Annotated in this window: 25 protein-coding genes; 16 read left to right on the top strand and 9 right to left on the bottom strand. The window is 72.7% G+C overall.

Translation table 11 applies throughout. From position 1 onward, the window contains the following. Positions 1 to 7 precede the first annotated feature (7 nt). Positions 8 to 445 (bottom strand): D-aminoacyl-tRNA deacylase, encoded by a 438-nt coding sequence (gene dtd, locus AAFN69_RS31810; protein ID WP_347732365.1) that lies wholly within the window; start codon positions 443 to 445, stop codon positions 8 to 10. Between the two features lie 148 nt (positions 446 to 593). Here dtd and AAFN69_RS31805 point away from each other — a divergent pair, with 148 nt between their 5' ends. Genes AAFN69_RS31805 through AAFN69_RS31795 form a run of 3 tightly spaced genes read left to right on the top strand, consistent with a single transcriptional unit; the run spans position 594 to position 3,519 of the window. Then, positions 594 to 1,229, top strand: a complete 636-nt coding sequence (locus AAFN69_RS31805; protein ID WP_347732364.1) for an ABC transporter substrate-binding protein — start codon at positions 594 to 596, stop codon at positions 1,227 to 1,229. 42 nt (positions 1,230 to 1,271) lie between these two features. After that, positions 1,272 to 2,249 carry an asparaginase gene (locus AAFN69_RS31800; RefSeq protein WP_347732363.1) on the top strand — a complete coding sequence of 326 codons (978 nt, stop codon included), beginning with the start codon at positions 1,272 to 1,274 and terminating at the stop codon, positions 2,247 to 2,249. 25 nt (positions 2,250 to 2,274) lie between these two features. Continuing rightward, positions 2,275 to 3,519 (top strand): GNAT family N-acetyltransferase, encoded by a 1,245-nt coding sequence (locus AAFN69_RS31795; RefSeq protein WP_347732362.1) that lies wholly within the window; start codon positions 2,275 to 2,277, stop codon positions 3,517 to 3,519. A gap of 13 nt (positions 3,520 to 3,532) precedes the next feature. Here the strand turns inward: AAFN69_RS31795 and AAFN69_RS31790 are convergent, their stop codons facing one another. After that, positions 3,533 to 3,700 (bottom strand): hypothetical protein, encoded by a 168-nt coding sequence (locus tag AAFN69_RS31790; protein WP_347732361.1) that lies wholly within the window; start codon positions 3,698 to 3,700, stop codon positions 3,533 to 3,535. 361 nt (positions 3,701 to 4,061) lie between these two features. Between AAFN69_RS31790 and AAFN69_RS31785 the strand changes: the two genes are divergently transcribed. From AAFN69_RS31785 to AAFN69_RS31775, 3 genes are all read left to right on the top strand, one after another. Further along, on the top strand, positions 4,062 to 4,946 hold the full coding sequence (locus AAFN69_RS31785; protein WP_347732360.1) for a GntR family transcriptional regulator: 885 nt from the start codon (positions 4,062 to 4,064) through the stop codon (positions 4,944 to 4,946). A 50-nt stretch (positions 4,947 to 4,996) separates the two neighbouring features. Beyond that, on the top strand, positions 4,997 to 5,716 hold the full coding sequence (locus AAFN69_RS31780) for an HAD-IA family hydrolase (RefSeq protein WP_347732359.1): 720 nt from the start codon (positions 4,997 to 4,999) through the stop codon (positions 5,714 to 5,716). Positions 5,717 to 5,980: 264 nt separating this feature from the next. After that, positions 5,981 to 7,078, top strand: coding sequence for an aminoglycoside phosphotransferase family protein (locus tag AAFN69_RS31775; protein ID WP_347732358.1), 1,098 nt, complete (start codon positions 5,981 to 5,983; stop codon positions 7,076 to 7,078). Positions 7,079 to 7,159: 81 nt separating this feature from the next. On the opposite strand, the gene AAFN69_RS31770 is transcribed toward AAFN69_RS31775, so the two are convergent. Both AAFN69_RS31770 and AAFN69_RS31765 read right to left on the bottom strand, forming a co-directional pair. Next, entirely contained in the window at positions 7,160 to 7,975 is an 816-nt protein-coding gene (locus tag AAFN69_RS31770; protein WP_347732357.1) for an ABC transporter permease, read from the bottom strand. Continuing rightward, on the bottom strand, positions 7,968 to 9,011 hold the full coding sequence (locus AAFN69_RS31765) for an ATP-binding cassette domain-containing protein (protein ID WP_347732356.1): 1,044 nt from the start codon (positions 9,009 to 9,011) through the stop codon (positions 7,968 to 7,970). The genes AAFN69_RS31770 and AAFN69_RS31765 overlap by 8 nt, the downstream gene beginning before the upstream one ends. Before the next feature lie 100 nt (positions 9,012 to 9,111). Here AAFN69_RS31765 and AAFN69_RS31760 point away from each other — a divergent pair, with 100 nt between their 5' ends. Further along, positions 9,112 to 9,933 (top strand): TetR/AcrR family transcriptional regulator C-terminal domain-containing protein, encoded by an 822-nt coding sequence (locus tag AAFN69_RS31760; RefSeq protein ID WP_347732355.1) that lies wholly within the window; start codon positions 9,112 to 9,114, stop codon positions 9,931 to 9,933. Between the two features lie 9 nt (positions 9,934 to 9,942). Here the strand turns inward: AAFN69_RS31760 and AAFN69_RS31755 are convergent, their stop codons facing one another. Both AAFN69_RS31755 and AAFN69_RS31750 read right to left on the bottom strand, forming a co-directional pair. Beyond that, positions 9,943 to 10,914 (bottom strand): DNA adenine methylase, encoded by a 972-nt coding sequence (locus tag AAFN69_RS31755; RefSeq protein ID WP_347732354.1) that lies wholly within the window; start codon positions 10,912 to 10,914, stop codon positions 9,943 to 9,945. Positions 10,915 to 11,004: 90 nt separating this feature from the next. Beyond that, complete coding sequence (locus AAFN69_RS31750) at positions 11,005 to 12,087, bottom strand: MerR family transcriptional regulator (protein ID WP_347732353.1); 1,083 nt, start codon at positions 12,085 to 12,087, stop codon at positions 11,005 to 11,007. Positions 12,088 to 12,212: 125 nt separating this feature from the next. Between AAFN69_RS31750 and AAFN69_RS31745 the strand changes: the two genes are divergently transcribed. The 3 genes from AAFN69_RS31745 (at position 12,213) to AAFN69_RS31735 (ending at position 14,267) form a co-directional block, all read left to right on the top strand. Further along, positions 12,213 to 12,815, top strand: a complete 603-nt coding sequence (locus AAFN69_RS31745) for a hypothetical protein (RefSeq protein ID WP_347732352.1) — start codon at positions 12,213 to 12,215, stop codon at positions 12,813 to 12,815. Positions 12,816 to 12,870: 55 nt separating this feature from the next. Continuing rightward, positions 12,871 to 13,773 carry a sigma-70 family RNA polymerase sigma factor gene (locus tag AAFN69_RS31740; protein ID WP_347732351.1) on the top strand — a complete coding sequence of 301 codons (903 nt, stop codon included), beginning with the start codon at positions 12,871 to 12,873 and terminating at the stop codon, positions 13,771 to 13,773. A 68-nt stretch (positions 13,774 to 13,841) separates the two neighbouring features. Next, positions 13,842 to 14,267: a GNAT family N-acetyltransferase gene (locus AAFN69_RS31735; protein WP_347732350.1), complete on the top strand. Its 426-nt coding sequence runs from the start codon at positions 13,842 to 13,844 to the stop codon at positions 14,265 to 14,267. A 74-nt stretch (positions 14,268 to 14,341) separates the two neighbouring features. Here the strand turns inward: AAFN69_RS31735 and AAFN69_RS31730 are convergent, their stop codons facing one another. Continuing rightward, positions 14,342 to 16,756 (bottom strand): excinuclease ABC subunit UvrA, encoded by a 2,415-nt coding sequence (locus tag AAFN69_RS31730; protein ID WP_347732349.1) that lies wholly within the window; start codon positions 16,754 to 16,756, stop codon positions 14,342 to 14,344. A 181-nt stretch (positions 16,757 to 16,937) separates the two neighbouring features. Next, positions 16,938 to 17,384 carry an ArsI/CadI family heavy metal resistance metalloenzyme gene (locus tag AAFN69_RS31725; RefSeq protein ID WP_347732348.1) on the bottom strand — a complete coding sequence of 149 codons (447 nt, stop codon included), beginning with the start codon at positions 17,382 to 17,384 and terminating at the stop codon, positions 16,938 to 16,940. A 91-nt stretch (positions 17,385 to 17,475) separates the two neighbouring features. Here AAFN69_RS31725 and AAFN69_RS31720 point away from each other — a divergent pair, with 91 nt between their 5' ends. From AAFN69_RS31720 to AAFN69_RS31695, 6 genes are all read left to right on the top strand, one after another. After that, positions 17,476 to 17,874 (top strand): metalloregulator ArsR/SmtB family transcription factor, encoded by a 399-nt coding sequence (locus tag AAFN69_RS31720; RefSeq protein ID WP_347732347.1) that lies wholly within the window; start codon positions 17,476 to 17,478, stop codon positions 17,872 to 17,874. Next, the gene (arsB, locus tag AAFN69_RS31715) at positions 17,871 to 18,971 is read left to right on the top strand and encodes an ACR3 family arsenite efflux transporter (protein WP_347732346.1); all 1,101 of its coding nucleotides are present in this window, start codon (positions 17,871 to 17,873) and stop codon (positions 18,969 to 18,971) included. Before AAFN69_RS31720 ends, arsB begins: the two co-directional genes overlap by 4 nt. Continuing rightward, entirely contained in the window at positions 18,964 to 19,383 is a 420-nt protein-coding gene (locus AAFN69_RS31710) for an arsenate reductase ArsC (RefSeq protein ID WP_347732345.1), read from the top strand. The genes arsB and AAFN69_RS31710 overlap by 8 nt, the downstream gene beginning before the upstream one ends. 166 nt (positions 19,384 to 19,549) lie before the next feature. Beyond that, on the top strand, positions 19,550 to 20,026 hold the full coding sequence (locus AAFN69_RS31705; RefSeq protein WP_347732344.1) for a helix-turn-helix transcriptional regulator: 477 nt from the start codon (positions 19,550 to 19,552) through the stop codon (positions 20,024 to 20,026). A 25-nt stretch (positions 20,027 to 20,051) separates the two neighbouring features. After that, positions 20,052 to 20,708 carry a hypothetical protein gene (locus AAFN69_RS31700; RefSeq protein WP_347732343.1) on the top strand — a complete coding sequence of 219 codons (657 nt, stop codon included), beginning with the start codon at positions 20,052 to 20,054 and terminating at the stop codon, positions 20,706 to 20,708. 110 nt (positions 20,709 to 20,818) lie between these two features. Then, a complete protein-coding gene (locus tag AAFN69_RS31695; protein ID WP_347732342.1) occupies positions 20,819 to 21,160 on the top strand; it encodes a DUF2516 family protein in 342 nt (113 codons plus the stop codon). Positions 21,161 to 21,185: 25 nt separating this feature from the next. On the opposite strand, the gene AAFN69_RS31690 is transcribed toward AAFN69_RS31695, so the two are convergent. Further along, a complete protein-coding gene (locus AAFN69_RS31690) occupies positions 21,186 to 22,406 on the bottom strand; it encodes a SpoIIE family protein phosphatase (RefSeq protein WP_347732341.1) in 1,221 nt (406 codons plus the stop codon). Positions 22,407 to 22,525: the final 119 nt, after the last annotated feature.

Raw genomic sequence — 22,525 nt, 5'->3', positions numbered from 1 at the left:
GGCGCGGTCATATGTCCAGCAGCACCGTGAACGGCCCCTGGTTGGTCATCGAGACCCGCATGCTCGCGCCGAACCTGCCCGTGCCGACCGTCGCGCCCAGCTCCCGCAGCCGGGTCACCACCTCGTCCACCAGCGGTTCCGCCACCGGCCCCGGCGCCGCCGCGTTCCAGGTGGGGCGGCGGCCCTTGCGGGCGTCCCCGTAGAGAGTGAACTGCGAAATCACCAGCAAGGGTGCATTCACCTCCGAGCAGGACTTCTCGCCCTCCAGAATCCGCATCGTCCAGAGCTTGCGGGCCAGTTGCGCCGCCTTCTCCGGGGTGTCCTCATGGGTGACCCCCACCAGCACACACAGCCCCTCGCCGGGGATCTCGCCGACCGTCGAGGTCCCGGACTCATCCGTCACGACGACGCTGGCGCCGTCCACTCTCTGCACCACAGCACGCATACAGACCAACCTATCCGGGGCTGAACGGGTGCAGAGCACCTGCGTCGGACGGCCGCGGAGTGGCACGATGCACGGAGGCGGTGCATCCCCTCGGCCCTCCGGGCCCGGTGAGACCCCATGCACCGGTCGAGGGGACGGACGCAGGCATATGAGCACATCTGGAACCGGGCAGCCGGGCGGCCCCGTATCGGCCCCGGCGCTCCCGCCGCCGGCGGTCGCCGCGCCGGCCCACTCCGGCGCCGGCGCCGTCCGCCCGCCCAGGCCGCCCCAGCAGCGCGCCGGCGCGGACACCCTCACCGAGCAGCCGCAGTACGAGGTGCGGACCCTGCGCCTGACCGAGCTGCGCGCCCTGCGCCGCGACTCTCAGCGCGACGAGGCCGACCTCAGCTATGTGCGGCGGCTGCTCCAGGGCCGGATCGACATCCTCCGGGCGGAGCTGGCCCGGCGCACCGACCCGGAGGCCCCGGTGGTCGACCGGCTCTCCGAGATCCTCACCGACACCCCCTCCCGGCTCCGCACCTCAGCCCGCCATGTGACCCTCTCCACCCCGCACGGCGAGGAGTACCGGCTGCTCGCCGCCGACATGCTCGGCGATGTCGAGCTCTCCGACCTCACCGCCCGGACGGACGACGAGCTCCTCGCCGGTCTCGGCCGGCTGATCGGCCATGAACAGCGGGTTTCGCTCCGCCGGCACCTCCTCCAGCGCACCACCGACGAGTGCAGCGCCGAGATCGCCCGCAGGTACCGTGAAGGCGAAGCACAAGTAGACGACCTGCTGACCTGAAGCGATCCTTCCGGAAGCGGGTTCCCTTCCGGAAGGCCATCGATGAGCAAGCAGCCCCGCCCCGCCGAAACCTCCGGCGCGATACCGCCGGTCCTCGCCGAGGTCGTGCGTTCCGGCTTTGTCGAGGGCCACCACCGGGGCTCCCTGGTCCTGCTCGCCGCCGACGGCTCCGTCGAGTACGCGCTCGGGGATCCCGCCGCCCCCGTCTTCCCCCGCTCCAGCAACAAGCCCTTCCAGGCCGCCGCCGTGCTGCGGGCCGGGCTCGACCTCACCGGTGAGCGGCTCGCACTCGCCGCCGCCAGCCACTCCGGCGAGGGCTTCCACCTCGCACTCGTCCACACCATGCTGGCCGAACACGGTCTGACCGCGGCGGATCTGAGCACCCCGCCCGATCTGCCGCTCGACCCGGTCGAGGCCGAGAGCTATCTCGCCGCCGGCCGGGTGCGCGAGAAGGTCACCATGAACTGCTCAGGCAAGCATGCGGCCATGCTCGCCGCCTGCGTCCTGAACGGCTGGGACCGCGCTTCCTATCTCGATCCGGGCCATCCCCTCCAGCGGCTCGTGCACACCGTGGTCGAGGAGGCGGCGGGCGAGCGGGTCGCGGCGGTCGGCACGGACGGCTGCGGGGCGCCCCTGATGGCGATCGGCCTCACCGGCCTCGCCCGCGCCTTCCGCTCCCTGGTCCTGGCGGAGCCCGGCACCCCCGGACGGCGGGTGGCGGACGCGATGCGCGCCCACCCGGAGTACGTCGCGGGCACCCGCCGGCCCGACACCTGGCTGATGCGGGAGGTGCCGGGCACGCTCGCCAAGATGGGCGCGGAGGCGGTGCAGGCCGTGGCGCTGGCGGACGGCCGGGCCCTCGCCTTCAAGATCGACGACGGCGGTGCGCGGGCGCTCGGCCCGGTGCTCGGCCGGGCGCTGGAGCTGCTGGGCGTCGACTCCCCGGTGACCGCCCGGATCGGGGAGGCGCCGCTGCTCGGCGGGGGCGTGCGGGTCGGAGAAATTCGGACGACTTTCTGACGCCGTTCTGCCTAGCGTGGGCGGCATGACGATTGAGACCCGCGGCATCACCGAGTCCGAATTGCCCGAGTGGCTGCGGGCCATGTCCACCGGCTTCCTGATGGCGCCGACGCCGGGCGAGCGCGAGATCGAGCTCCGCCGGTCCATGATCGACTTCGGCCGTACGCAGGGCGCCTTCGACCGGGGCCGCTGTGTCGCGACCTACCGCGCCTTCGCCCAGCACCTCAGTGTGGTGGGCGGGGGCACGGTGGTGTCGAACGGCATCACCAATGTCAGCGTCTCCGCCACCCACCGGCGGCGGGGTCTGCTCACCCGGATGATCACCGACGATCTGACGGCGGCCAGGGACCGCGGCGACATGGTGGCCTCGCTGATCGCCGCCGAGTACCCCATCTACGGCCGGTACGGCTTCGGCCCGGCCACCTGGACGGCCCAGTGGAGCATCGACGTCCCGCGCACCGGTCTGGACCCGCGCCGGGCGGGCCCGGCCGGCGGCGGCCGGATCGATCTGGTGGACGGCGCGGATGTGCGCGAGCTCGGCCCGGCGCTCCACGCCCGGCTGGAGGGGGTGCGGGCGGGTGTGGTCCGGCGCAAGGAGCGCTGGTGGCAGGCGGCCACCGGGGAGGTCCAGCTGCCGAGCATGCCGTGGACCGAGCCCTTTTACGCGGTGTACCGGTCGGCCTCCGGTGAGATCGACGGCCTGGCGGTCTACAGCGCCGACGACACCTGGGGCGACGCCAAGCAGCCGCTGAACACGCTGAGGGTGCGGGATCTGCTGGCGGTGAACCCGGCGGCGGAGCGGGCGCTGTGGCAGTTCCTCTGCTCCATCGACTGGGTGGTCACCGTGCGCTCGGGCAATCGCGCGCCCGACGATCTGCTGCCCCAGTACCTCCCGGATCCGCGCGCGGCCCGGATCACCACCCTGGCCGACATGATGTGGCTGCGGATCCTCGATGTGCCCCGGGCGCTGGAGGCGCGCGGGTACGCGGTCTCCGCCGGTCTCGTCCTGGAACTGCGCGACCGGATGGGTCTTGCCGGGGGCCGCTTCCGGCTGGAGGTGTCGCCGGAGGGGGCGGAGTGCGTCCCGACGGCCGGGCCGGCGGATCTGACGATGGACATCGGGGAGCTGGGCGCGCTCTATCTGGGGGACGCCTCGCCGGTCCGGCTGGCGGCGCTGGGCACGGTGGAGGAGAACCGGCCGGGCGCGGCGGCGGTCGCGGAGTCGGTGTTCCGCACTCCGCGCCGCCCCTGGTGCCCGGACATCTTCTGACCCCGCTCCCCTCTCAGCGGCCGGAGGCGAGGGCCGGGGAGAGCAGCAGCACCCCGCCGATGCCCGCGCAGGCGGCGTTCTCGGACTTCACTCCCACGGTGAGCAGGGCGAGTCCGAGCGCGGCCGTGAGGCCGAACCGCGTCTGTATGTACTGCTCGACGACCAGGGCGATCAGTGGCATGGGCGATTCCCCCTCGGATGGGCTGAGCCGGGCTCTCCCGGGTGCGGGCCGGCACCCGTACGGCGGTGGACGGGTCCGGACGGCCGGTGCGGCCGGGAGGTGCGGGAGGTGCGCGGGCGCCCTGGCGGGAGCCCGGCGCCGGGAGGTGCCGTGACACGGCACGGACGGCGCGTGGTGCGGGACGCCCGCCGGATCCCGCCGCCGTCGCCCGCCGGTACCGGAAGGCGGTCCCGGTGAGCGGGGCGGCAATATCCTGGCCAAGTGGCGGCCAACTTCACTTAAGTTGTCCCCAGTTGTTCAAGATAGATAAACAACTCTCCAACATCTCCCGCCGATGAGCGCAGAGTTGTAGCGTTCTGTTGTGACCCAGGAGCACCGCGCAGCCCATGGCACCCGGAAGCCCTCGCCCGCCGATGTCGCCGGGATCCTCTCCGGCCGGATCCACGAGGGGCAGCTCAGGGACGGGGAGCGGATGCCCACCCAGGAGGCCCTGGCCGAGGAGTTCGGCATCGACCGCCGCGCCGTCCGCCAGGCCCTGGACCTGCTCCGCAAGGCCGGGCTGCTCACCGCGGCGGTCCGCGGCGCCCCGGCCCGGATCGCCCTGCCCCGCCCGCCCGGCCCGGACGGCACCGAACCCCAGCAGACCGACGCCGGCCTCGGCCCGCGGCTGCTGGCGGCCTTCCGGGAGCGGGACGTCCGGCTCGACGCCATCTGCCTGACCGCCGAATCACTCAATCTGGCGCTCGCCGAACCGCTGCGCCTGATGCGCACCGGCCGGCTCGCGCCCCGCACCGTACGGGTCCGGCTGCTGCTGCCCTCCCGCGATCTGGAGCTCGCCTTCCCCCGCCCCGCCGGTGACTCGGTGGACGAGAGCCGCGTGCACGAGCACTGGCTCTCGCTCCGCAACAGCCACGGCCGGGTCCTCGGGGCCGGGCTGCGCGCCCTGCGCACCACCCGGGGGATCGATGTGGAGGTGACCCTCAGGGCGCTGCCGTTCACCCCGCCCGTCAAGCTCTATCTGCTGAACGGCTCCGCCGCGCTCTTCGCGTACTACACGGTCACCCGGCGCGAGGAGCAGATCGGCGACAGCACCGCCGAGATCTTCGACGCGCTCGGCAGCGATTCGGTGCTCTTCCCCTTCGAACGCGGCGGCGGCACGCGCGACGATTCCTTCGTCACCCAGTCGCAGGCGTGGTTCGACGGGCTGTGGGGCACGCTCGCCATGGACATCTCGCTCGGCAGCTGATCGGCGCCCCCGCGCCCGTACCCACCCCTGCCCCGTACGGACGGAGCGCTGTGACCGCCTCGCACCCGACCGCTGTGCCCGGTCTGTTCACCAAGGCAGGCTGTGTCCTCTTCGACTTCGACGGACCCGTCTGCCATCTCTTCGCCGGGCATCCGGCCGCCGCGGTCGCCGCCGGACTGCGCCGGTGGGCCGCCGGGCGCGTCCCCGGCGGCCTGCCCGTCCCGCCCGGGCCGGCCGACGACCCCCTCGCGCTGCTGCGCGCCGCCGCCGTCCGGGACCCCGGCGGAGAGCTGGTGCGGGAGATGGAGCGCCGGCTCACCGCCGAGGAGATCACCGCCGCCGGGACCGCGCGCCCGACCGAGGGCGCGGACGAACTGATCCGGCGGCTGGACGCGGCCGGCTTCCGGCTCGCCGTCACCACCAACAACTCCGCCGCCGCGGTGCGCCGTTATCTCGCCCGCCCCGGGACCGCGGACCGCTTCGGCCGCCATGTCCACGGCCGCCGACCGGATCCGGCGCTGATGAAACCGGATCCGGACTGTCTGCGGCGGGCCCTGGAGACCACCGGCTCCACCGCCGCCGAGGCCCTGATGATCGGCGACTCGGCGGCGGACTGCGAGGCCGCCGCCCGGCTCGGGGTCGCCTTCCTCGGCTACGCCCGCACCCCGGCCAAGCGCGAACGGCTGGCGGCGGCGGGGGCGACGGAGATCGTCGCCGGCATGACGGAACTGACCTCGGTGCTCGACACCCTGGAGACCGGACGGCCGTGAGCCGCCGTCTCCCCGGCCCCGGCCAGGAGCGGGAAGTTGGCCGGCGATGTCGAATGAAGTGGCCGAGTTGTACAGCCGAGTTGTGCACCCGGGCGGTGTGACTGCTATACCGTCGCTACAGCCCGCGCCGTGGGGCCGCTCCCGAAGAGGTGACATCGGCGGAAACGGTCCACCGTGCGCGGGCCGTACGGGTAACTTCCCCCTCATCACACCATGGGTGGACCACATCATCACCCGCACCACAAGCACCAGAGGCACCCAGCGATGACAGACGAGCCGGCATCGGAGGTCCATCGGCGGGCCGTCGCGCTGAGCCGCGACGACCGGGAGGTCGTGGGCCCGCTCAAGGGCTACCACCACGAGGCGTACGCCTTCCCCCTGCCGGCCGGCAACCCGCTCCGGGAGCGGTTCGAGCGCGGAAAGCTCCGCGCTCCGCGCCCCGGGGTCCTCTGGTACGACCGCCGCTGTTTCGCCTCCGAGGACGAGCTGCTGCGCGCCCTGCGGGGACGGATCTCCCGGATTCCGGAGACGATGGAGGTCGCCGACGGATTCCATCTCCAGGGCTTCATCGAGGGCAGGACGCTCGGCGCCGGAGCGCTCTCCGGCCACTCCCTCTCCCCGCGCCACGAGCGCCAGCTCGGCCGGCTCTTCGGCGAGCTGGTCGCGGTCAAGACCGATGAGCTGGACGGGGTGGCGCGCACCTGCCCGCCGGGCGGGCCCCCGCCGTCCGGCGAGGACTCGGCCGCCTTTCTCGACCGGCTGGCCGGCTTTACCCGGGACCAGGTGTACGGGCGCAATGAGGCCGTGTACGGCGAGCTCTTCGACGGACTCGGGGTGCGCCCCGCCGCGCTCGACCGGGTCGGGTCCCCGGCGGCCGGCCGGCTCGCGAACCGCCCCTTCGCCCTGCTCCACGGCGATCTGCACCGGCGGAACCTCATCGTGGACACCCGGGGCGACCTGTGGACCATCGACTGGGAACTCGCCATGATCGGCGACCCGCTCTATGAACTGGCCACCCATCTCCATCTCATGGGCTACCACCGGCGCGAGGAGCGCAGGGTGGGGCTGCGGTGGGCGACCGCGGTGGAGAGCGTGCTGCCGGGGAGCACCCGGGCCTGGGTACGGGATCTGCCCGCCCTGCTGGCGTACAAGCGCACCCAGTCGGTCTTCACCGATGTCATCCGCACCGCCGCGGCGCTGGGCCCGCGGTCCGATCCGAACTGGAAGGCGCTGCCGGGCGCGGCCTGGAAGGTGCGCCGCGCCCTGATCGCGGCCCGTGAGCCGCTGGGGCTGGCCCACGTGCCGTCGCTGCCGCAGGTGATGGCGGTCTACCGGGGCTGGCTCAGGTCGGGCGGCGGCTGAGGCGGTGGGGGCGCCCCCGTGCCCGTACCGCTTCCGTACCCCTCCCGTACCGCTTCCGTACCGCTCTCCCGTGCCGCTCGCTCACCGTGTCCGCAGCCGGAAGAGCGGTCCCGACGCCGCCACTCCCAGCAGGGTGAGCCCGCCGCACCAGGCGAGCGCGATCCAGGGGGCGTTCCCCACCGGCTGATCGAGCAGCAGTCCGCGCAGGGATTCGATCAGCGGGGTCACCGGCTGGTTCCCGGCGAAGGCGTGCAGCCAGTCGGGCATGGTCTCGATCTTCACGAACGCACTGCTCGGATACGGCAGAAAGGTCATGAAGAAGGTGAATCCGCCGGCCACCTCCGGGCTGCGCGCCAGCAGTCCGAGCGCCGCCGACAGCCAGGAGACGGCCACCACGAAGAAGAGCAGCAGCCCGCCGGCGGCGAGCCAGTCGGCGGCCGAGGCGGCCGGGCGGAAGCCGATCAGCAGCGACACCGTCAGCACCAGCGCGGTGGAGAGGATGTTGCGCAGGGCGCTGGCGACGACATGGCCGGTCAGTACCGGTGTCCCGCCGACGTCCAGCGAGCGGAAGCGGTCGATGATCCCGCTCTTCATGTCCTCGCTGACCCCGACCGCGGTGGTGGAGGCGCCGAAGGACGCGCACAGCACCAGGATGCCGGGCACGACATAGGTGACATACGCCGTTCCGGTGTCGATCGCCCCGCCGAAGAAGTAGATGAAGACCAGCATCAGCATCAGCGGCAGCAGCAGGGCGGTGATGATCGCGTCGATGTCCCGCCGGCTGATCCGGATCCGGCGCCCGGTGAGGGTCGCGGTCCGGTGCAGGGCGAGGGCGAGACGGCCGGGCGGCGCGGGAGAGGGCCGGCCGGCCGCCGGCGGTCGCGGGGTGTCAGGCATGTCCGGGCTCCTTGCCGGTCAGGGTCAGAAAGACATCGTCGAGAGTCGCCTGCCGCACGGTGAAGCGGACGACATCGCACCGCTCCGGGTCGGCACGGTCGAGCAGGGCGCGGATTCCGGCGGCGGTGCCGTCGGTGGGGAGTTCGACGGTCAGGGCCCCGGGGGAGCAGCGGGCCGTCCGCGATCCGGCGCCCTGATCCGTACGGGCTTCGCAGACCCGGCCGGAGATCCCGGTTCCGGTGCGGTTCCGGACGCGCGTGAAGGCGGCGGAGTCGGTGACCACGAGATCGAGGCGGTGATCGGCGACCCGTGCCTTGAGCTCGTCGGAGGTGCCCTCGGCGATCAGCCGCCCGCCGTCGATCAGCGCGATCCGGCCGGCGAGCTGATCGGCCTCCTCCAGATACTGCGTGGTGAGGAAGACGGTGGTGCCGCCCGCCGCGAGCTCGCGCACCACCTCCCACAGCTCGGCGCGGCTGCGGGGATCGAGTCCGGTGGTGGGTTCGTCGAGAAAGACGACCTGCGGGTCCCCGATCAGACTCGCGGCGAGGTCGAGCCGCCGCCGCATGCCGCCGGAGAAGGTCTCGGCGCGGCGGCGGGCGGCTCCGGTGAGCCCGAAGCGTTCGAGCAGCTCGGCGGCGCGCCGGCGGGCGGTGGTGCGGGACATCCCGTGCAGCCGGGCCACCATCCGCAGGTTCTCCTCGCCGGTCTGTTTCTCGTCCACCGCCGCGAACTGGCCGGTCAGGCTGATGGCCCGGCGCACCCGGCCGCGCTCGGCGGCGATGTCCCAGCCGGCCACCCGGGCCCGGCCCGCGTCCGGGGGAGTGAGGGTGGCGAGGATGCGAACGGTGGTGGTCTTGCCGGCGCCGTTGGGGCCGAGCAGGGCGAAGACGCCGCCGCGTTCGACGCGCAGGTCGACGCCGTTGAGGACGCGGACCCGTCCGTACGCCTTGGTCAGTCCGGCGGCCTCGATCGCCGCCGGCTCCCGGCCGGGGGCGCGCTCCGTGCTCCGCCGGCCGATGACCGGTGTCCGGTCCATGGCTCCTCCTTCTGCGTATGGCATACGCGTTATTGCGTAAGGGTTACGCATTACTAGGATGGAGGTCAAGGGGAACCGGCGCAGACGAGAGCGAGACGCGATGAGGGACCGCAGCGGCGGTGCGCGGGACACGGCCGGCGCCGGCGGCTCCGGCCGCACGGACGACACCGGACTGCCCGCGAGCATCGAGACGGCGTGGGGGCTGCGCGAACGCCCGGCGAAGGGGCCCAAGCCCGGACTCGGCCTGGACAAGATCGTGGCGGCGGCGGTCGCTTTGGCGGCGGCCGAGGGGCTGGGCGCGGTGTCGATGGGCCGGGTCGCCCGCGAGCTCGGTGTGGCCACGATGTCCCTCTACCGCTATGTCGCGGCCAAGGACGAGCTGTACATCCTGATGCAGGACGCGGTGGCCGGCCCGGCGCCGGCACCCCCCGCGCCCGGCACCGGCTGGCGGGAGGCGCTCACCGCCTGGGCGACGGAACACCGCGCGCTCTTCCGGCGCAACCCCTGGGTGCTGCGCATGCCGGTCTCCGGACCGCCCGTCACCCCCCATTCGGTGGCCTGGTGGGAGTGCGGCCTCGCCGCGCTCGCGGACACCGGACTGGACGAGGGCGAGAAGATCGGCGTGATCATGCTGGTCGCCGGGTTCGTGCGGAACGAGGTGCTGCTGTCGGCGGATCTCGCGGCCGCGATCGAGGCCCAGGGTGTGGGGGCGGACGAGGCGATGCGGAGATACGAGCGCACACTCCGGCGGCTGGCCGACCCGGAGCGCTATCCGGCGGTGGCCCGGCTGCTGGAGTCCGGGGTGATGACGGCCGGTCCGTCCGACCCGGAAGGGGATGCCGACGCCGAATTCGATTTCGGTCTGGAGACCCTGCTGGACGGTGTCGATGCCAGGATCCGGCGCCGCCGGACCGCGCCCTGAGGGCCTGGCTCAGGGCCCGGGCCCGGGCGCGGCGGGTTCGAGGCCGAGCCGGCCGTCCAGGGCGCCGGCGCCGCCGAGCCGGGCCAGCAGCGCCGGTGAGATGTAGAGGGACTCGACGGTCACCCGGCGCCTGCCGACGAGGGTGGCCTGGGACGAGGTGCCCGCCACCACATGACGGTGGGTCAGCCCCAGCTCCCCCGGCAGGGCGAGACCATAGGTGTTGTCCTCGGTCACCATGTCGTACGAGACGACGAAGGAGACCTTGTTGTCCACGGCCCGCTGGAGCACCTCGGCGAAGGAATCGCGCCGTAATCCCCGGAGATAACGGTGATCGGGGGCGCCGCTGGTGCCCTGGTACGGCGGATCCAGATAGACCAGCGCCTCCGGCTCCGCGCCGACCAGAGCGTCCTCGTAGCCGCCCGTGGTCACCGCGGAGCCGCGCATGGTGACCGAGGTCCGGCGGATGCGGTCCGCCATGTTCCCCGGCCTCGCCCCCAGCCGCCGGTGATCGGCGCCCTGGTTGAACTCACCCGTCCGCCGGCTGTAGCGGACGGCCGCCTTCACACACCGGCAGAGCAGATAGAGCAGCAGCTCCGGCCGCTTCGTGGCGTTGAACTCCGCCCGGGTGCGCAGGAAGTACGCGCGCGGGTCGGCCAACTGCTCGTTCCAGAGCCGGGTGTACTCGTCGATCAGCCGCCGGGGATCCTCGATGACGAGTCTCCAGAGCGCCATCAGCGGCTCATTGACATCCGAGATGTGCGCCGCCGAGGCGAGACCGCGGTGGCGCGCCGCCACCGAGACCGCCGCCGATCCGGCGAACGGCTCGACCAGCCGGGGAACCCCGCCGTCGGGAAAGAGCGAGAGGATCCGTCCCGCGAGCGCCCGCTTGCTGCCCTGGTAAGGAAAGACCTGCGGGACGGCCCCGGGCGGGCTCGGGCCGTCGGCCGTCCGGGGCTCTGGTGGGTGGCCGGCAGCGCTCATCCGAGGGAGGCTACCCGATGGCTCCCGTCGCCGTACGGCCTTCCGGAGCCGCCCTGTTGGTGTGCCGCGGCCGGTCCGGGCGGGCGGATCTCAGGCACCCGGCGGACGTTCCCGCACATCGGCGACGACACAGCTGATGTTGTCGGGGCCGCCGGCGCCGTTGGCCAGCGCGATCAGCTCGCGCACCGCGTCCGAGGGCTCCTCCGCGGCGGTGAGCACCCGGCGGATCTCCCCCTCCGCCACCACCGACGAGAGCCCGTCCGAGCAGAGCAGATAGCGGTCCCCCGGCTCCGCGTGGCGCAGCCGGATGTCGGGGGTGGTGTCGGCTCCCCTGGCCAGCGCCCGCACCAGCAGCGAGCGCTGCGGATGGGATTCGGCCTCCGCCTTCGTGATGCGCCCGTCCGCCACCATCGACCGGGCCGCGGTGTGGTCGTGGGTGATCCGGAAGAGCTCCCCGCCGCGCAGCAGATGGGCGCGGGAGTCGCCGATGTGGACGAGGGCGAGCTGCGATCCGGTCCACAGCATCGCGGTGAGCGTGGTGCCGGTCTCCTCCGGCGCGGAACCGGTGCCGGTCCGGGCGACCAGTTCGGCCGCGCTCCCGATGGCGTCCTCCAGGGTGTTGAGCAGGGCGCCCGCGGGGATCGCCCCGGCGTCCAGCCGGCGGAACACCTCGACGGCGGCGGCGCTCGCGGCGGCTCCCCCGCTGCCGAAGCCGTCGGCGACCGCGAGCAGCCGGGATCCGGCGTGGGCGGTGTCCTGGTTGGTCTCGCGGACGAGGCCGGTGTCGGAGAGGGCGGCGTAACGGATCTCCAGAGGCGGAGTCGCGGAGGTCATGGCGGAGTCCTTCCGTTCGAAGTGCTCGATGAGGAAGCCGGCGAGGTCCCGGCGGGCGGCGGCCTCCGCCTCGGCGCGGGCCCGGAAGACCCGGATCTCCCGGGCGGCGGCGCCCGCGTCCAGCCCGCACACCCGGGTGATGAGGGCGAGCGGCATGCCGATCCGGCGGAGCCAGGCCACCAGCCGGGCCTGTTCGAGCTGTTCGGGGGCGTAGAGGCGGTATCCGGTCACCGGGTCCACCCGGGCGGGCACGAGCAGTCCGAGGCTGTCGTAGAGGCGCAGTGCCTTCGGTGAGAGCCGTGCCGCCCTCGCGAAGGCTCCGATGGTCAGCAGGCCCATGCGACGTCCCTTCCGTTCTGCTCGTCCCGATGAGTCTGTGTCCTCCCCCAGGGGCAAGGTCAACGGGCGTCCGGAACGGGGAAAACCTTCTGGCGGGGCGTCCGCAGGCGGGGGATCATGGACCGGTGACATCGATCGAACGGGTGGCGCCCGCCGCCGGACGGGTGGCGCCGGCCGCGTCGGCGGCGGACCGCTTCCAGGACCACGCCGATCTCTGGAGCGCGGGGGAGATCCGCCCCGCCGAGCTCGTCGCCGCCGCCTGCGACGCGCTCGTCGCCGGGCTCGACAGCCCCGCGCTGCGAACACTGGCCGCCTGCACCAGGGGCGAAGCGGATTACGACGTACCGGATTTGCTTCCCGGGGCGCTGGGCGAACTCGGTCTCGTCTTCCGTCCGGCCGGCGGTGCCGAGGGGCGGGAGGCCGGTGCGCGGGCCCTCGCCCGCCGCATGCTCGCCGGCGATCCGGACCCCCGCGGTTTCGCCTTCCACATGCACCGGACGCACGGACACGGACTGCCGCTGACCGAACGCCTGGCCGAACTGAACGACGAGTACGACGAGTACGGCGGTCACGGCTGTTTCCCCGGCGACCGGACCCCGGCCGAGATCGACGCCGAGGTCATGGCCGAGGCGCGCCGCCTCGCGGTACGCCCCCGGCGTACGGCGGACCGGCCCGCCCCCGCCGCGCTCCGACGGGCCTCTCGCCGGCCGGACCGGACCGCGTGCTGACCGGTGGTTCACCGGCGTCCGCCGCCACGACACCTCGCGAACGGGGAAGGGAACGATGAACGACAGCGCACGGCTCACCGGGCGTTTCGAGGCGGACCGGGCGCATCTGCGCGCGGTGGCCCACCGGATGCTCGGCTCGGCCGCCGAGGCCGATGACGCGGTGCAGGAGACCTGGCTGCGGCTGTGCCGCTCCGACACCGACGGGGTCGAGAACCTCTCCGGATGGCTGACCACGGTGGTCTCCCGGATCTGTCTGGACATGCTGCGCACACGCGAGTCGCGGCGGGAGGGCCCGCTGGAGACACGGGAATCCGGAGGGGCCCTCGTCCCGGAGGGCGGTTCCGGCACTGCTCCCGGCCGGGGTCCCGAGGAGGAGGCGCTGCTGGCCGACACGGTCGGGGTGGCCATGCTGGTGGTGCTCGACACGCTCACCCCCGCCGAGCGGCTCGCCTTCGTCCTGCACGACATGTTCGCCGTCTCCTTCGACGAGATCGGCACCATGATCGAGCGCTCCCCGGCGGCGGCCAGACAGCTCGCCAGCCGGGCCCGCCGCCGGGTCAGGGGCGCCGGTCCGGCGCCCGGCACCGATCTGCCCCGGCGCCGGCGGGTGGTCGAGGCGTTCCTCGCCGCCACCCGGGGCGGCGACTTCGAGGCACTGGTCGCCCTGCTCCACCCCGATGTGGTCCTGCGGGCCGACCCGGCGGCCGGCCCCACGCCCCGGCCGGTCGTGGTGCTCGGCGCCCATACCGTGGCCAAGGGCGCGATGGCCGCGATGGGCCGGGCCCGGTTCACCGGACCGGCGCTGGTGGACGGGACCGCCGGACTGGTGATGGCGCCGCTCGGACGGCTCTTCCTGGTGCTCCGCTTCGAGATCACCGATGGGCTGATCACCGGCATCGAGGTGATCGCGGAGCGGGAACACCTCGGCCGGCTCGAACTCGCGCCGTTCGGCGACTGACGCCCGCCGGTGCCGTACGGGGATTCCCCGCCCCGTACGGCACCGGGACCAGCCGTACCATGTAACGCATGAATGCGTTGAGCGACCCTTACGAGCTACGGGTGGGCGTCCCCGCCGCCGAGGTCTACCGCCGGCTGCGCACGGACGCGGGACTCTCCGACAAGGCCCCCGAGGCCGTGGCGCTCGCCCTCCCCAACACCTGGTACGGCGTGGTCCTCCACCATGCCGGGGAGCCCATCGGCATGGGACGGATCATCGGTGACGGCGGCACCGCCTTCCAGATCGTGGACATCTGTGTCCACCCCGCTCACCAGGGGAAGGGGCTCGGCGGAGAGATCATGGCCGCGCTCACCGGGGAACTGGAGCGCCGGGCGCCCGCCACCGCGTATGTCTCGCTGATCGCGGACGGGCCCGCGCGTTTCCTGTACGAGAAGTTCGGCTTCGCCGACACCGCGGAGCACGGCTCGATCGGCATGTACCGCACGATGGGCTGACGGAGTGTCACGAGTGGCGCGGGTGGTGGACGGCCCGCCGGGTCCGGGCCGTCCACCGGGTGCTCCGTCCGGGCTCAGCCGGCGGCTCCGACATAGGCCGCGAGGTGCTCGCCGGTGAGCGTGGAGCGGTCGGCGACCAGATCGGCCGGGGTGCCCTCGAAGACGATCCGGCCGCCGTCGTGGCCGGCCCCGGGCCCGAGGTCGATGATCCAGTCGGCGTGCGCCATGACGGCCTGGTGGTGTTCCACGACGATGACCGACTTGCCGGAGTCCACCAGCCGGTCGAGCAGGCCGAGCAGTTGCTCCACATCGGCGAGATGGAGCCCGGCGGTGGGCTCGTCGAGGATGTAGACGCCGCCCTTCTCGGCCATGTGGCCGGCCAGCTTGAGCCGTTGCCGCTCGCCGCCGGAGAGTGTGGTGAGCGGCTGGCCGAGGGTGAGATAGCCCAGGCCGACATCGGCGAGCCGCCCGAGAACACGGTGCGCGGCGGGGGTGTGCGCCTCGCCCGCGCCGAAGAACTCCCCGGCCTCCGCCACCGACATCGCGAGCACCTCGCTGATGTCCCGGCCGCCGAGGCGGTACTCCAGTACCGCCGCCTGATACCGCTTGCCCTCGCACTCCTCGCAGGTCGTGGTGACCCCGGCCATCATCGCCAGATCGGTGTAAATGACACCGGCGCCGTTGCAGCCGGGGCAGGCGCCCTCGGAATTGGCGCTGAAGAGCGCCGGCTTCACCCCGTTGGCCTTGGCGAACGCCTTGCGGATCGGATCGAGCAGCCCGGTGTACGTGGCCGGGTTGCTCCGCCGCGAGCCGCGGATCGGGCTCTGGTCGACCGAGACCACCTCCGCACCGGCGGTCCCCGACCCCGCGGGCAGTGATCCGTGCACCAGCGAGCTCTTGCCGGAACCGGCCACACCGGTCACCACGACCAGCGTCCCGAGCGGGATGTCGACATCGACATCGCGCAGATTGTTCGCCGCGGCGCCGCGGATCTCCAGGGTGCCGGTGGGGGTCCGTACGGTCTCCTTGAGCGCGGCCCGGTCGTCGAAGTGCCGGCCGGTGACGGTGCCGCCGGTCCGCAGCCCCTCGACGGTGCCCTCGAAGCAGACGGTGCCGCCCGCCGAACCGGCGCCGGGGCCGAGGTCGACGACATGGTCAGCGATGGCGATGGTCTCCGGCTTGTGCTCCACGACGAGGACGGTGTTGCCCTTGTCCCGCAGCCGCAGCAGCAGATTGTTCATCCGCTGGATGTCGTGCGGGTGCAGGCCGGTGGTGGGCTCGTCGAAGACATAGGTGGTGTCGGTGAGCGAGGAGCCGAGGTGGCGGATCATCTTGACGCGCTGCGCCTCGCCGCCCGAGAGCGTGCCCGAGGGCCGGTCGAGCGAGAGATAGCCCAGGCCGATCTCGACGAAGGAGTCGAGCGTCTGCCCCAGCGCGGCGAGCAGCGGTGCCACCGAGGGCTCGTCGAGACCGCGCACCCACTCCGCCAGATCGCTGATCTGCATCGCACAGGCGTCGGCGATCCCGGTCCCGCCGATCCGCGACGACCGGGCGGCCTCGCCGAGCCGGGTGCCGTCGCACTCGGGGCAGGTGGTGAAGGTGACGGCGCGGTCCACGAACGCCCGGATGTGCGGCTGCATCGCCTCCCGGTCCTTGGCGAGGAACGACTTCTGGATCTTGGGGATCAGGCCCTCGTAGGTGAGGTTCACACCCTCGACCTTCACCTTGGTCGGCTCCCGGTAGAGGAAGTCCCGCATCTCCTTCTTGGTGTACTTGCGGATCGGCTTGTCCGGGTCGAGAAAGCCCGACTCGGCGTAGAGCCGTACGGTCCACCAGCTGTCCGACTTCCAGCCGGGGATGGTGAAGGCGCCCTCGGAGATCGACTTGGAGTCGTCGTAGAGCTGGCTCAGATCGATGTCGGAGACGCTGCCCCGGCCCTCGCAGCGCGGACACATGCCGCCGGTACGGGTGAAGGTCTGCTTCACCGTCGTGCGGGCACCGCGCTCGACCGTGATCGCACCGCTCGCCCGGACCGAGGGGACATTGAAGGCGAAGGCCCCGGGCGGGCCGATGTGCGGCTTCCCGAGCCGGCTGAAGAGGATGCGCAGCATCGCGTTGGCGTCGGTGGCGGTGCCGACGGTGGAGCGGGGGTCGGCACCCATCCGCTGCTGGTCGACGGTGATCGCGGTGGTCAGTCCTTCGAGTACGTCGACCTCGGGCCGGGTCGAGGCCGGCATGAAGCCCTGCACGAAGGCGCTGTAGGTCTCATTGATCAGCCGCTGCGACTCGGCCGCGATGGTCCCGAACACCAGTGAGCTCTTGCCGGAACCGGAGACTCCGGTGAACACCGTCAGCCGCCGCTTCGGGATCTCGATGCTGACGTCCTTGAGGTTGTTCACGCGCGCGCCGTGCACGCTGATCACATCGTGACGGTCGGCGGCGTGCGGCGCGGCCGGCTCCGTCCTCGTCGTCCTCTTGGCCCTGCTCATCGTCTCTCCGTTCTCCCGGCGCGGACTCTCCCGGCGCGGACCGCCGTGATGCGGGCTTCCGCGGTGCGCGGGCCGGCCCGCGCACCGCGCCGGCTCCGCCGGTGTCGCCCGGTCGAGCCAACCACTCAACCAACATCGGACAATACGCCCGGTTCCGGTCCCGGGCCGCCGCCGGCCGGGCTCACGGGGCGGGCGCCGGCCCGCCCGGGGCGTCATCGCAGCAGGCGGCGGCGCCGGGTGCGGGCTTCCCGCCCATCCGGTCGGCGCCGGCCTTCACGACATAGACCTCCCACGGCTCCCGGCCGGGCCCGTGGACCCAGACCTTGTCCTGGAGGGCGTAGCAGCAGGAGGTGTCGTTCTCCTCGAAGGTGGCGAGTCCCGCCTCCTCGAGGCGCTGTGCGGCGGCGGTGACCTGTCCGGTGGAGGCGACCTCGACGCCGAGGTGGTCCAGGCGGGTGTCCCGGCCGGGCTCGCCCTCGATGAGAACGAGCTTGAGCGGGGGCTCGGCGATGGCGAAGTTGGCGTAGCCGGGGCGGCGCTTGGCGGGCTCGACGCCGAACAGCCGGGTGTAGAAGGTGACCGAAGCCTCAAGGTCGGCGACCTTGAGGGCGAGCTGAACACGGGACATGGCGGACTCCTCGAACACTCTGTATTGATGTTTATCGATGCCTTGCGGTGTCGAGCTTGCCCCTTGGATCGAAGTTCGTCAACATAGAGGTATGTCGAAACAAGAGCTTCCGGTGATCGGGCGGGACACCGCCGCCGAGGGCTGCTGCCCCGGCCTGTTGTCGGCACCGCTGGACGAGGACCGGGCCGTGGTGCTGGCGAAGGTGTTCAAGGCGCTCGGGGACCCGGTGCGGCTGCGGCTGCTGTCGATGATCGCCTCCCGCGCGGGCGGGGAGATCTGCGTCTGCGACCTCACCCCGGCCTTCGGCCTGTCCCAGCCGACGATCTCCCACCATCTGAAGCTGCTGCGCGAGGCGGGGCTGATCGCCTCCGAGCGGCGCGGGACCTGGGTGTACTACCGGCTGCTGCCGGAGATGACCGACCGGCTCGCCGGCATCCTCACCCGCCCCGCGGGCGAGTCCCCGTCCGGGCCCGCGGAGCTCTCCGCGTGACCGCCCCGGCCGTGACGCCGGGCCGGCTGTCCTTCCTCGATCGCTACCTCGCCGTGTGGATCCTCACCGCGATGGCCGCCGGCCTGCTTCTCGGACGTCTGGTCCCGGGCCTCGGCGGCGTGCTGGCGGGGGTGACGGTGGCCGGGGTGTCCCTGCCGATCGCCCTCGGCCTGCTGATCATGATGTACCCGGTGCTCGCCAGGGTCCGTTACGACCGCCTGGACACCGTCACCCGCGACCGGCCCCTGCTGGTCTGGTCGCTCGTGCTGAACTGGCTGATCGGCCCGGCGCTGATGTTCGCGCTCGCCTGGATCCTCCTGCCCGATCTGCCGGAGTACCGGACCGGGCTGATCATCGTCGGGCTGGCCCGCTGCATCGCCATGGTGATCATCTGGAACGACCTCGCGCGCGGCGACCGGGAGGCCGCCGCCGTCCTCGTCGCGGTGAACTCCGTCTTCCAGGTCCTCGCCTTCGGCCTGCTGGGCTGGTTCTATCTCGACTTCCTGCCCGGCCTGCTCGGTCTGGCGGCCACCGGCCTGGACATCTCCGCCCGGGAGATCGCCCGCTCCGTCCTGATCTTCCTCGGCATCCCGCTCGCGGCCGGGTTCCTGACCCGCCGCCTGGTCGAGAGGTCGCGGGGCCGCGAGTGGTACGAGTCCTCGTTCCTGCCCCGGACCGGACCGCTCGCCCTCGGCGGGCTGCTGTTCACGATCGTCGTGCTCTTCGCCCTCCAGGGCGAGGCGATCACCTCGAAACCGCTGGACGCGGCCCGGATCGCGCTGCCGCTGCTGGTGTATTTCGCCGTGATGTGGGCCGGGTCCATGGCACTCGGCCGCGCGGCCGGCCTCGGCTACCCGCGCACGACGGCACTGGCGTTCACCGCCGCGGGCAACAACTTCGAGCTCGCCATCGCGGTCGCCATCGCCACCTTCGGAGCCACCTCCGGGCAGGCCCTCGCGGGCGTCGTCGGCCCGCTGATCGAGGTCCCCGTCCTCATCGGCCTCGTCCATGTCGCCCTGCGCCTCCGAGGCCGCTTCCCCCCGACCGCCGCGGCGGCCCGTCCCGCCGTCTCCCCGGAAGGCCCCGCCCGTGTCTGACGCCCGGCCGAAGCCGTCGGTGCTGTTCGTCTGCGTCCACAACGCCGGCCGCTCCCAGATGGCCGCCGCGTTCCTCACCCACCTCGCCGGCGGCCGGATCGAGGTCCGCTCCGCCGGTTCCGCCCCCGCCGACCGGATCAATCCGGCCGCCGTCGCGGCCATGGCGGAACGCGGTATCGACCTCACCGCCGAGATCCCGAAGCTCCTCACGGCGGAGGCGGTGCGGGCGTCCGATGTGGTGATCACCATGGGCTGCGGCGACACCTGCCCCGTCCTCCCCGGCAGGACCTACCTCGACTGGCGGCTCGACGACCCGGCCGGCCGGGGGGTCGACGCGGTCCGGCCGATCCGCGACGAGATCGAACGCCGGGTCCGCGCCCTCATCGCGAACCTCGCCGCCACGCCGTCCTGACCGGCGGCTTCCCGGGAGACCAACCCGCCGAGCGCCGGGTACGCGGCCCCGGGCGCGGCGGCTCACTCCTTCCCGCAGGAGCCCGGCCCGGCCCGTCACACGTGGCGCGGAACACTATTGCAAGCATTTGCTTGCAATAGTTAGCGGGGCGGGGCACCATCGAACCATGGCATCACTCAACGTCGGGAATCTCGGTGAGTACCTCCGCGAGCAGCGGCGCAACGCCCAGCTCTCGCTGCGGCAGCTCGCCGACGCCGCCGGGGTGTCCAATCCGTATCTGAGCCAGATCGAGCGCGGGCTGCGCAAGCCCAGCGCGGAGGTGTTGCAGCAGGTCGCCAAGGCGCTGCGGATCTCGGCCGAGACGCTGTACGTGCGGGCCGGGATCCTCGACGAGCGGGATCGCGACGAGCTGGAGACGCGGGCCGTCATCATCGCCGACCCCTCCATGAATGAGCGGCAGAAGGCCGTTCTGCTCCAGATCTACGACTCTTTCCGCAAGGAGAACGGATTCGAGACCGCGACCGGGGCAGCCGATCCCGGTGCGGAGTCCGTGGCGGACAAGGGTTCCGGCCCGGGTTCGGACACCCCTGTCGACGGCCCCCGCACGGCCGGCGGCAGCGATGCCGGCCACAACTCACCCTGAAACGTGTTCCAGGAGGACCAAAGTCATGGCCATCACCGATGACCTCCGCAAGACCTTCGCCGACCCCACCCCCCTCTACTTCGCGGCCGGCACCGCCGACCTCGCCTTCCAGCAGGCCAGGAAGGTGCCCGCGCTGCTGGAGCAGCTCGCCGCCGAGGCGCCGGGCCGGATCGAGGCCGTGCGCGGCGCCGACCCCAGGGCCGTGCAGGAGAAGGTGACCGGGCAGGCCAAGGAGGCCCAGGCCACCGTGCAGGCCAAGGTCGGCGAGGTGTTCGGCGGGCTCGACACCGATCTGAAGAAGCTCGGCGAGACCGCGCAGGACCTCGCGCTGCGGGGCGTCGGCGTGGCCGCCGAGTACGCCGTCAGGGCGCGCGAGACCTACGAGAAGGTCGCCGAGCACGGTGAGCAGACCGTGCGGTCGTGGCGCGGTGAGGCGGCGGAGGAGATCACGGAGATCGCCATCGCCGTGGAGCCCGAGCCGGTGAAGCCCGAGCCCGTGAAGCCCGCCGCCGGGTCGGCCGAGGTCACGGAGCCCGCCGAGCCCGTCACGGAGCCCGCCGGGTCCGCCGAGAGCGCGTCCGCCGGGGCCGAGGCGCCGAGGACGGCCGGCCGCAAGCCCGCCGCCCGCCGCCCGGCCGCCCGCAAGTCCGCCGCGAAGAAGAACACGCCGCCGGCGGAGTGAACGCACCCCCGCGAAGCGGGCCGGGCACCTTTGGGGGTGTCCGGCTCGTTCTCCGGGTACGTTGGCGATGACGTGCCTTGACCACTCACTAGGCGTAGGCGGTACCCATCATGTTGCGCGCAGGATTCGACGCCGGTATCGGGATGATCATCAGCCTGGTCTTCCTGGTGACCTCGGTGACCGCACTGATCATGGCCCTGCTGGCCCGCGATGACGCCTACCGGGCCGCCGACAAGCAGACCAAGAGCTTCTGGCTGGTCATCCTCGGCGTCACCGTGGCGGTGAATCTGACGATCAGCATGCTCTTCCTGTCCATCGCCGGACTGATCGCCAGCATCGTCTTCTTCGTGGATGTACGGCCCGCGCTCGCGCAGGTCTCCGGCGGCGGCAAGGGCCGGCGCGGCGGATCCAGCAGCGACGGCCCGTACGGCCCGTACAACGGCGGCAGGTAGTACCGGAGGTCCTGGCCGGGTCCCGTCAGTCCCGGCTCAGCAGCAGTACCGCCACGTCGTCCGTCAGCTCCCCGCCGTTCAGCTCGCGCGCCTCGGTCACGGCGGCGTCCAGCAGCGCCTCGCCGTCCAGCCCCTCCGCGAGCTGCCGGTTGATCATGCGCAGCATTCCCTCGTCGCCCAGCCGCTGCCGCGTACCCGGGCCCGAGCGTCCCTCGATCAGCCCGTCGGTGTAGAGCATCAGACTCCATGCCGCGCCCAGCTCCACCTGGCGGCGCGGCCAGCGGGCACGCGGCAGCAGACCCAGCGCCGGGCCGCCGCTCTCGTGGGACTGGGGGAGCAGGGGTGCTCCCCGGCCGTCCCGGACGATCAGCGGGGACGGATGGCCCGCCAGGCAAAGACCCGCCCGCCTGCCGTCCGGAGCGATGTCGACCGTGCAGAGCGTCGCGAAGATCTCCTCGCTCTCCCGCTCGTGCTCCAGCACCCGCTGGAGCGTGGACAGCAGCTCGTCCCCGCACAGTCCGGCGAAGGTGAGCGCCCGCCACGCTATCCGCAGCTCCACGCCGAGCGCCGCCTCGTCCGGGCCGTGGCCGCAGACATCGCCGATCATCGCGTGGACCGTGCCGTCCGGGGTGCGGACGGTGTCGTAGAAATCTCCGCCGAGCAGCGCCCGCGAGCGCCCGGGCCGGTACCGCGCGGCGAAGCGCAGATTCGCCCCCTGGAGCAGGGGAGTGGGCAGCAGACCGCGCTCCAGCCGGGCGTTCTCCTGCGCCCGCAGCCGGGACTCGGCCAGCTTCCGCTGGACGGTGTCGGCCCGCTTGCGCTCCACGGCGTACCGGACCGTGCGACTCAGCAGCCGTCCGTCCAGCTCGTCGCGGAAGAGATGGTCCTGCGCCCCCAGCCGTACGGCGTCGGCCGCGCGCTCCGCGTCCCCCGAGGTCGTCAGCGCCAGTACCGCGTGCCGGGGCGCCAGACGCAGCACATGCCGCAGCGGGGCCAGCTCCTCGTCACCCGCGCCGCCGGGCAGCGCGAGATCGACCAGCACACAGTGGACGTCGTCGGTGAGCAGCCGCTCCGCCTCGGTCAGATTCCGTGCGCTGCGGACCCGCACCCGGAAGCCCGCCCCGCTGTCCGGCTCCGGGACGCGGAAGCTGCCCGGGTCGTCCTCGATCACCAGCAGGGTCAGCTCCCCGCCCGCGGCCGACTTTTCCGCGGGGGCGTTCCGCTGACGCGGTACAGGTACAGGCATGTGATCCGGTTTCCTTCCCTCCCCCCGAGGGCACGGCGGGGCGACATTCGACATCCCGCCAGACGGGGACCATAGCGGTACCCCGGCCCGGAGCGGAATGGCGAGAGCGGGAGGGCGGG

The sequence above is a fragment of the Streptomyces sp. CAU 1734 genome (genome assembly GCF_039888735.1).
Taxonomy (GTDB): Bacteria; Actinomycetota; Actinomycetes; order Streptomycetales; family Streptomycetaceae; genus Streptomyces.
This window is presented reverse-complemented; position numbering and strand designations above follow the sequence as displayed.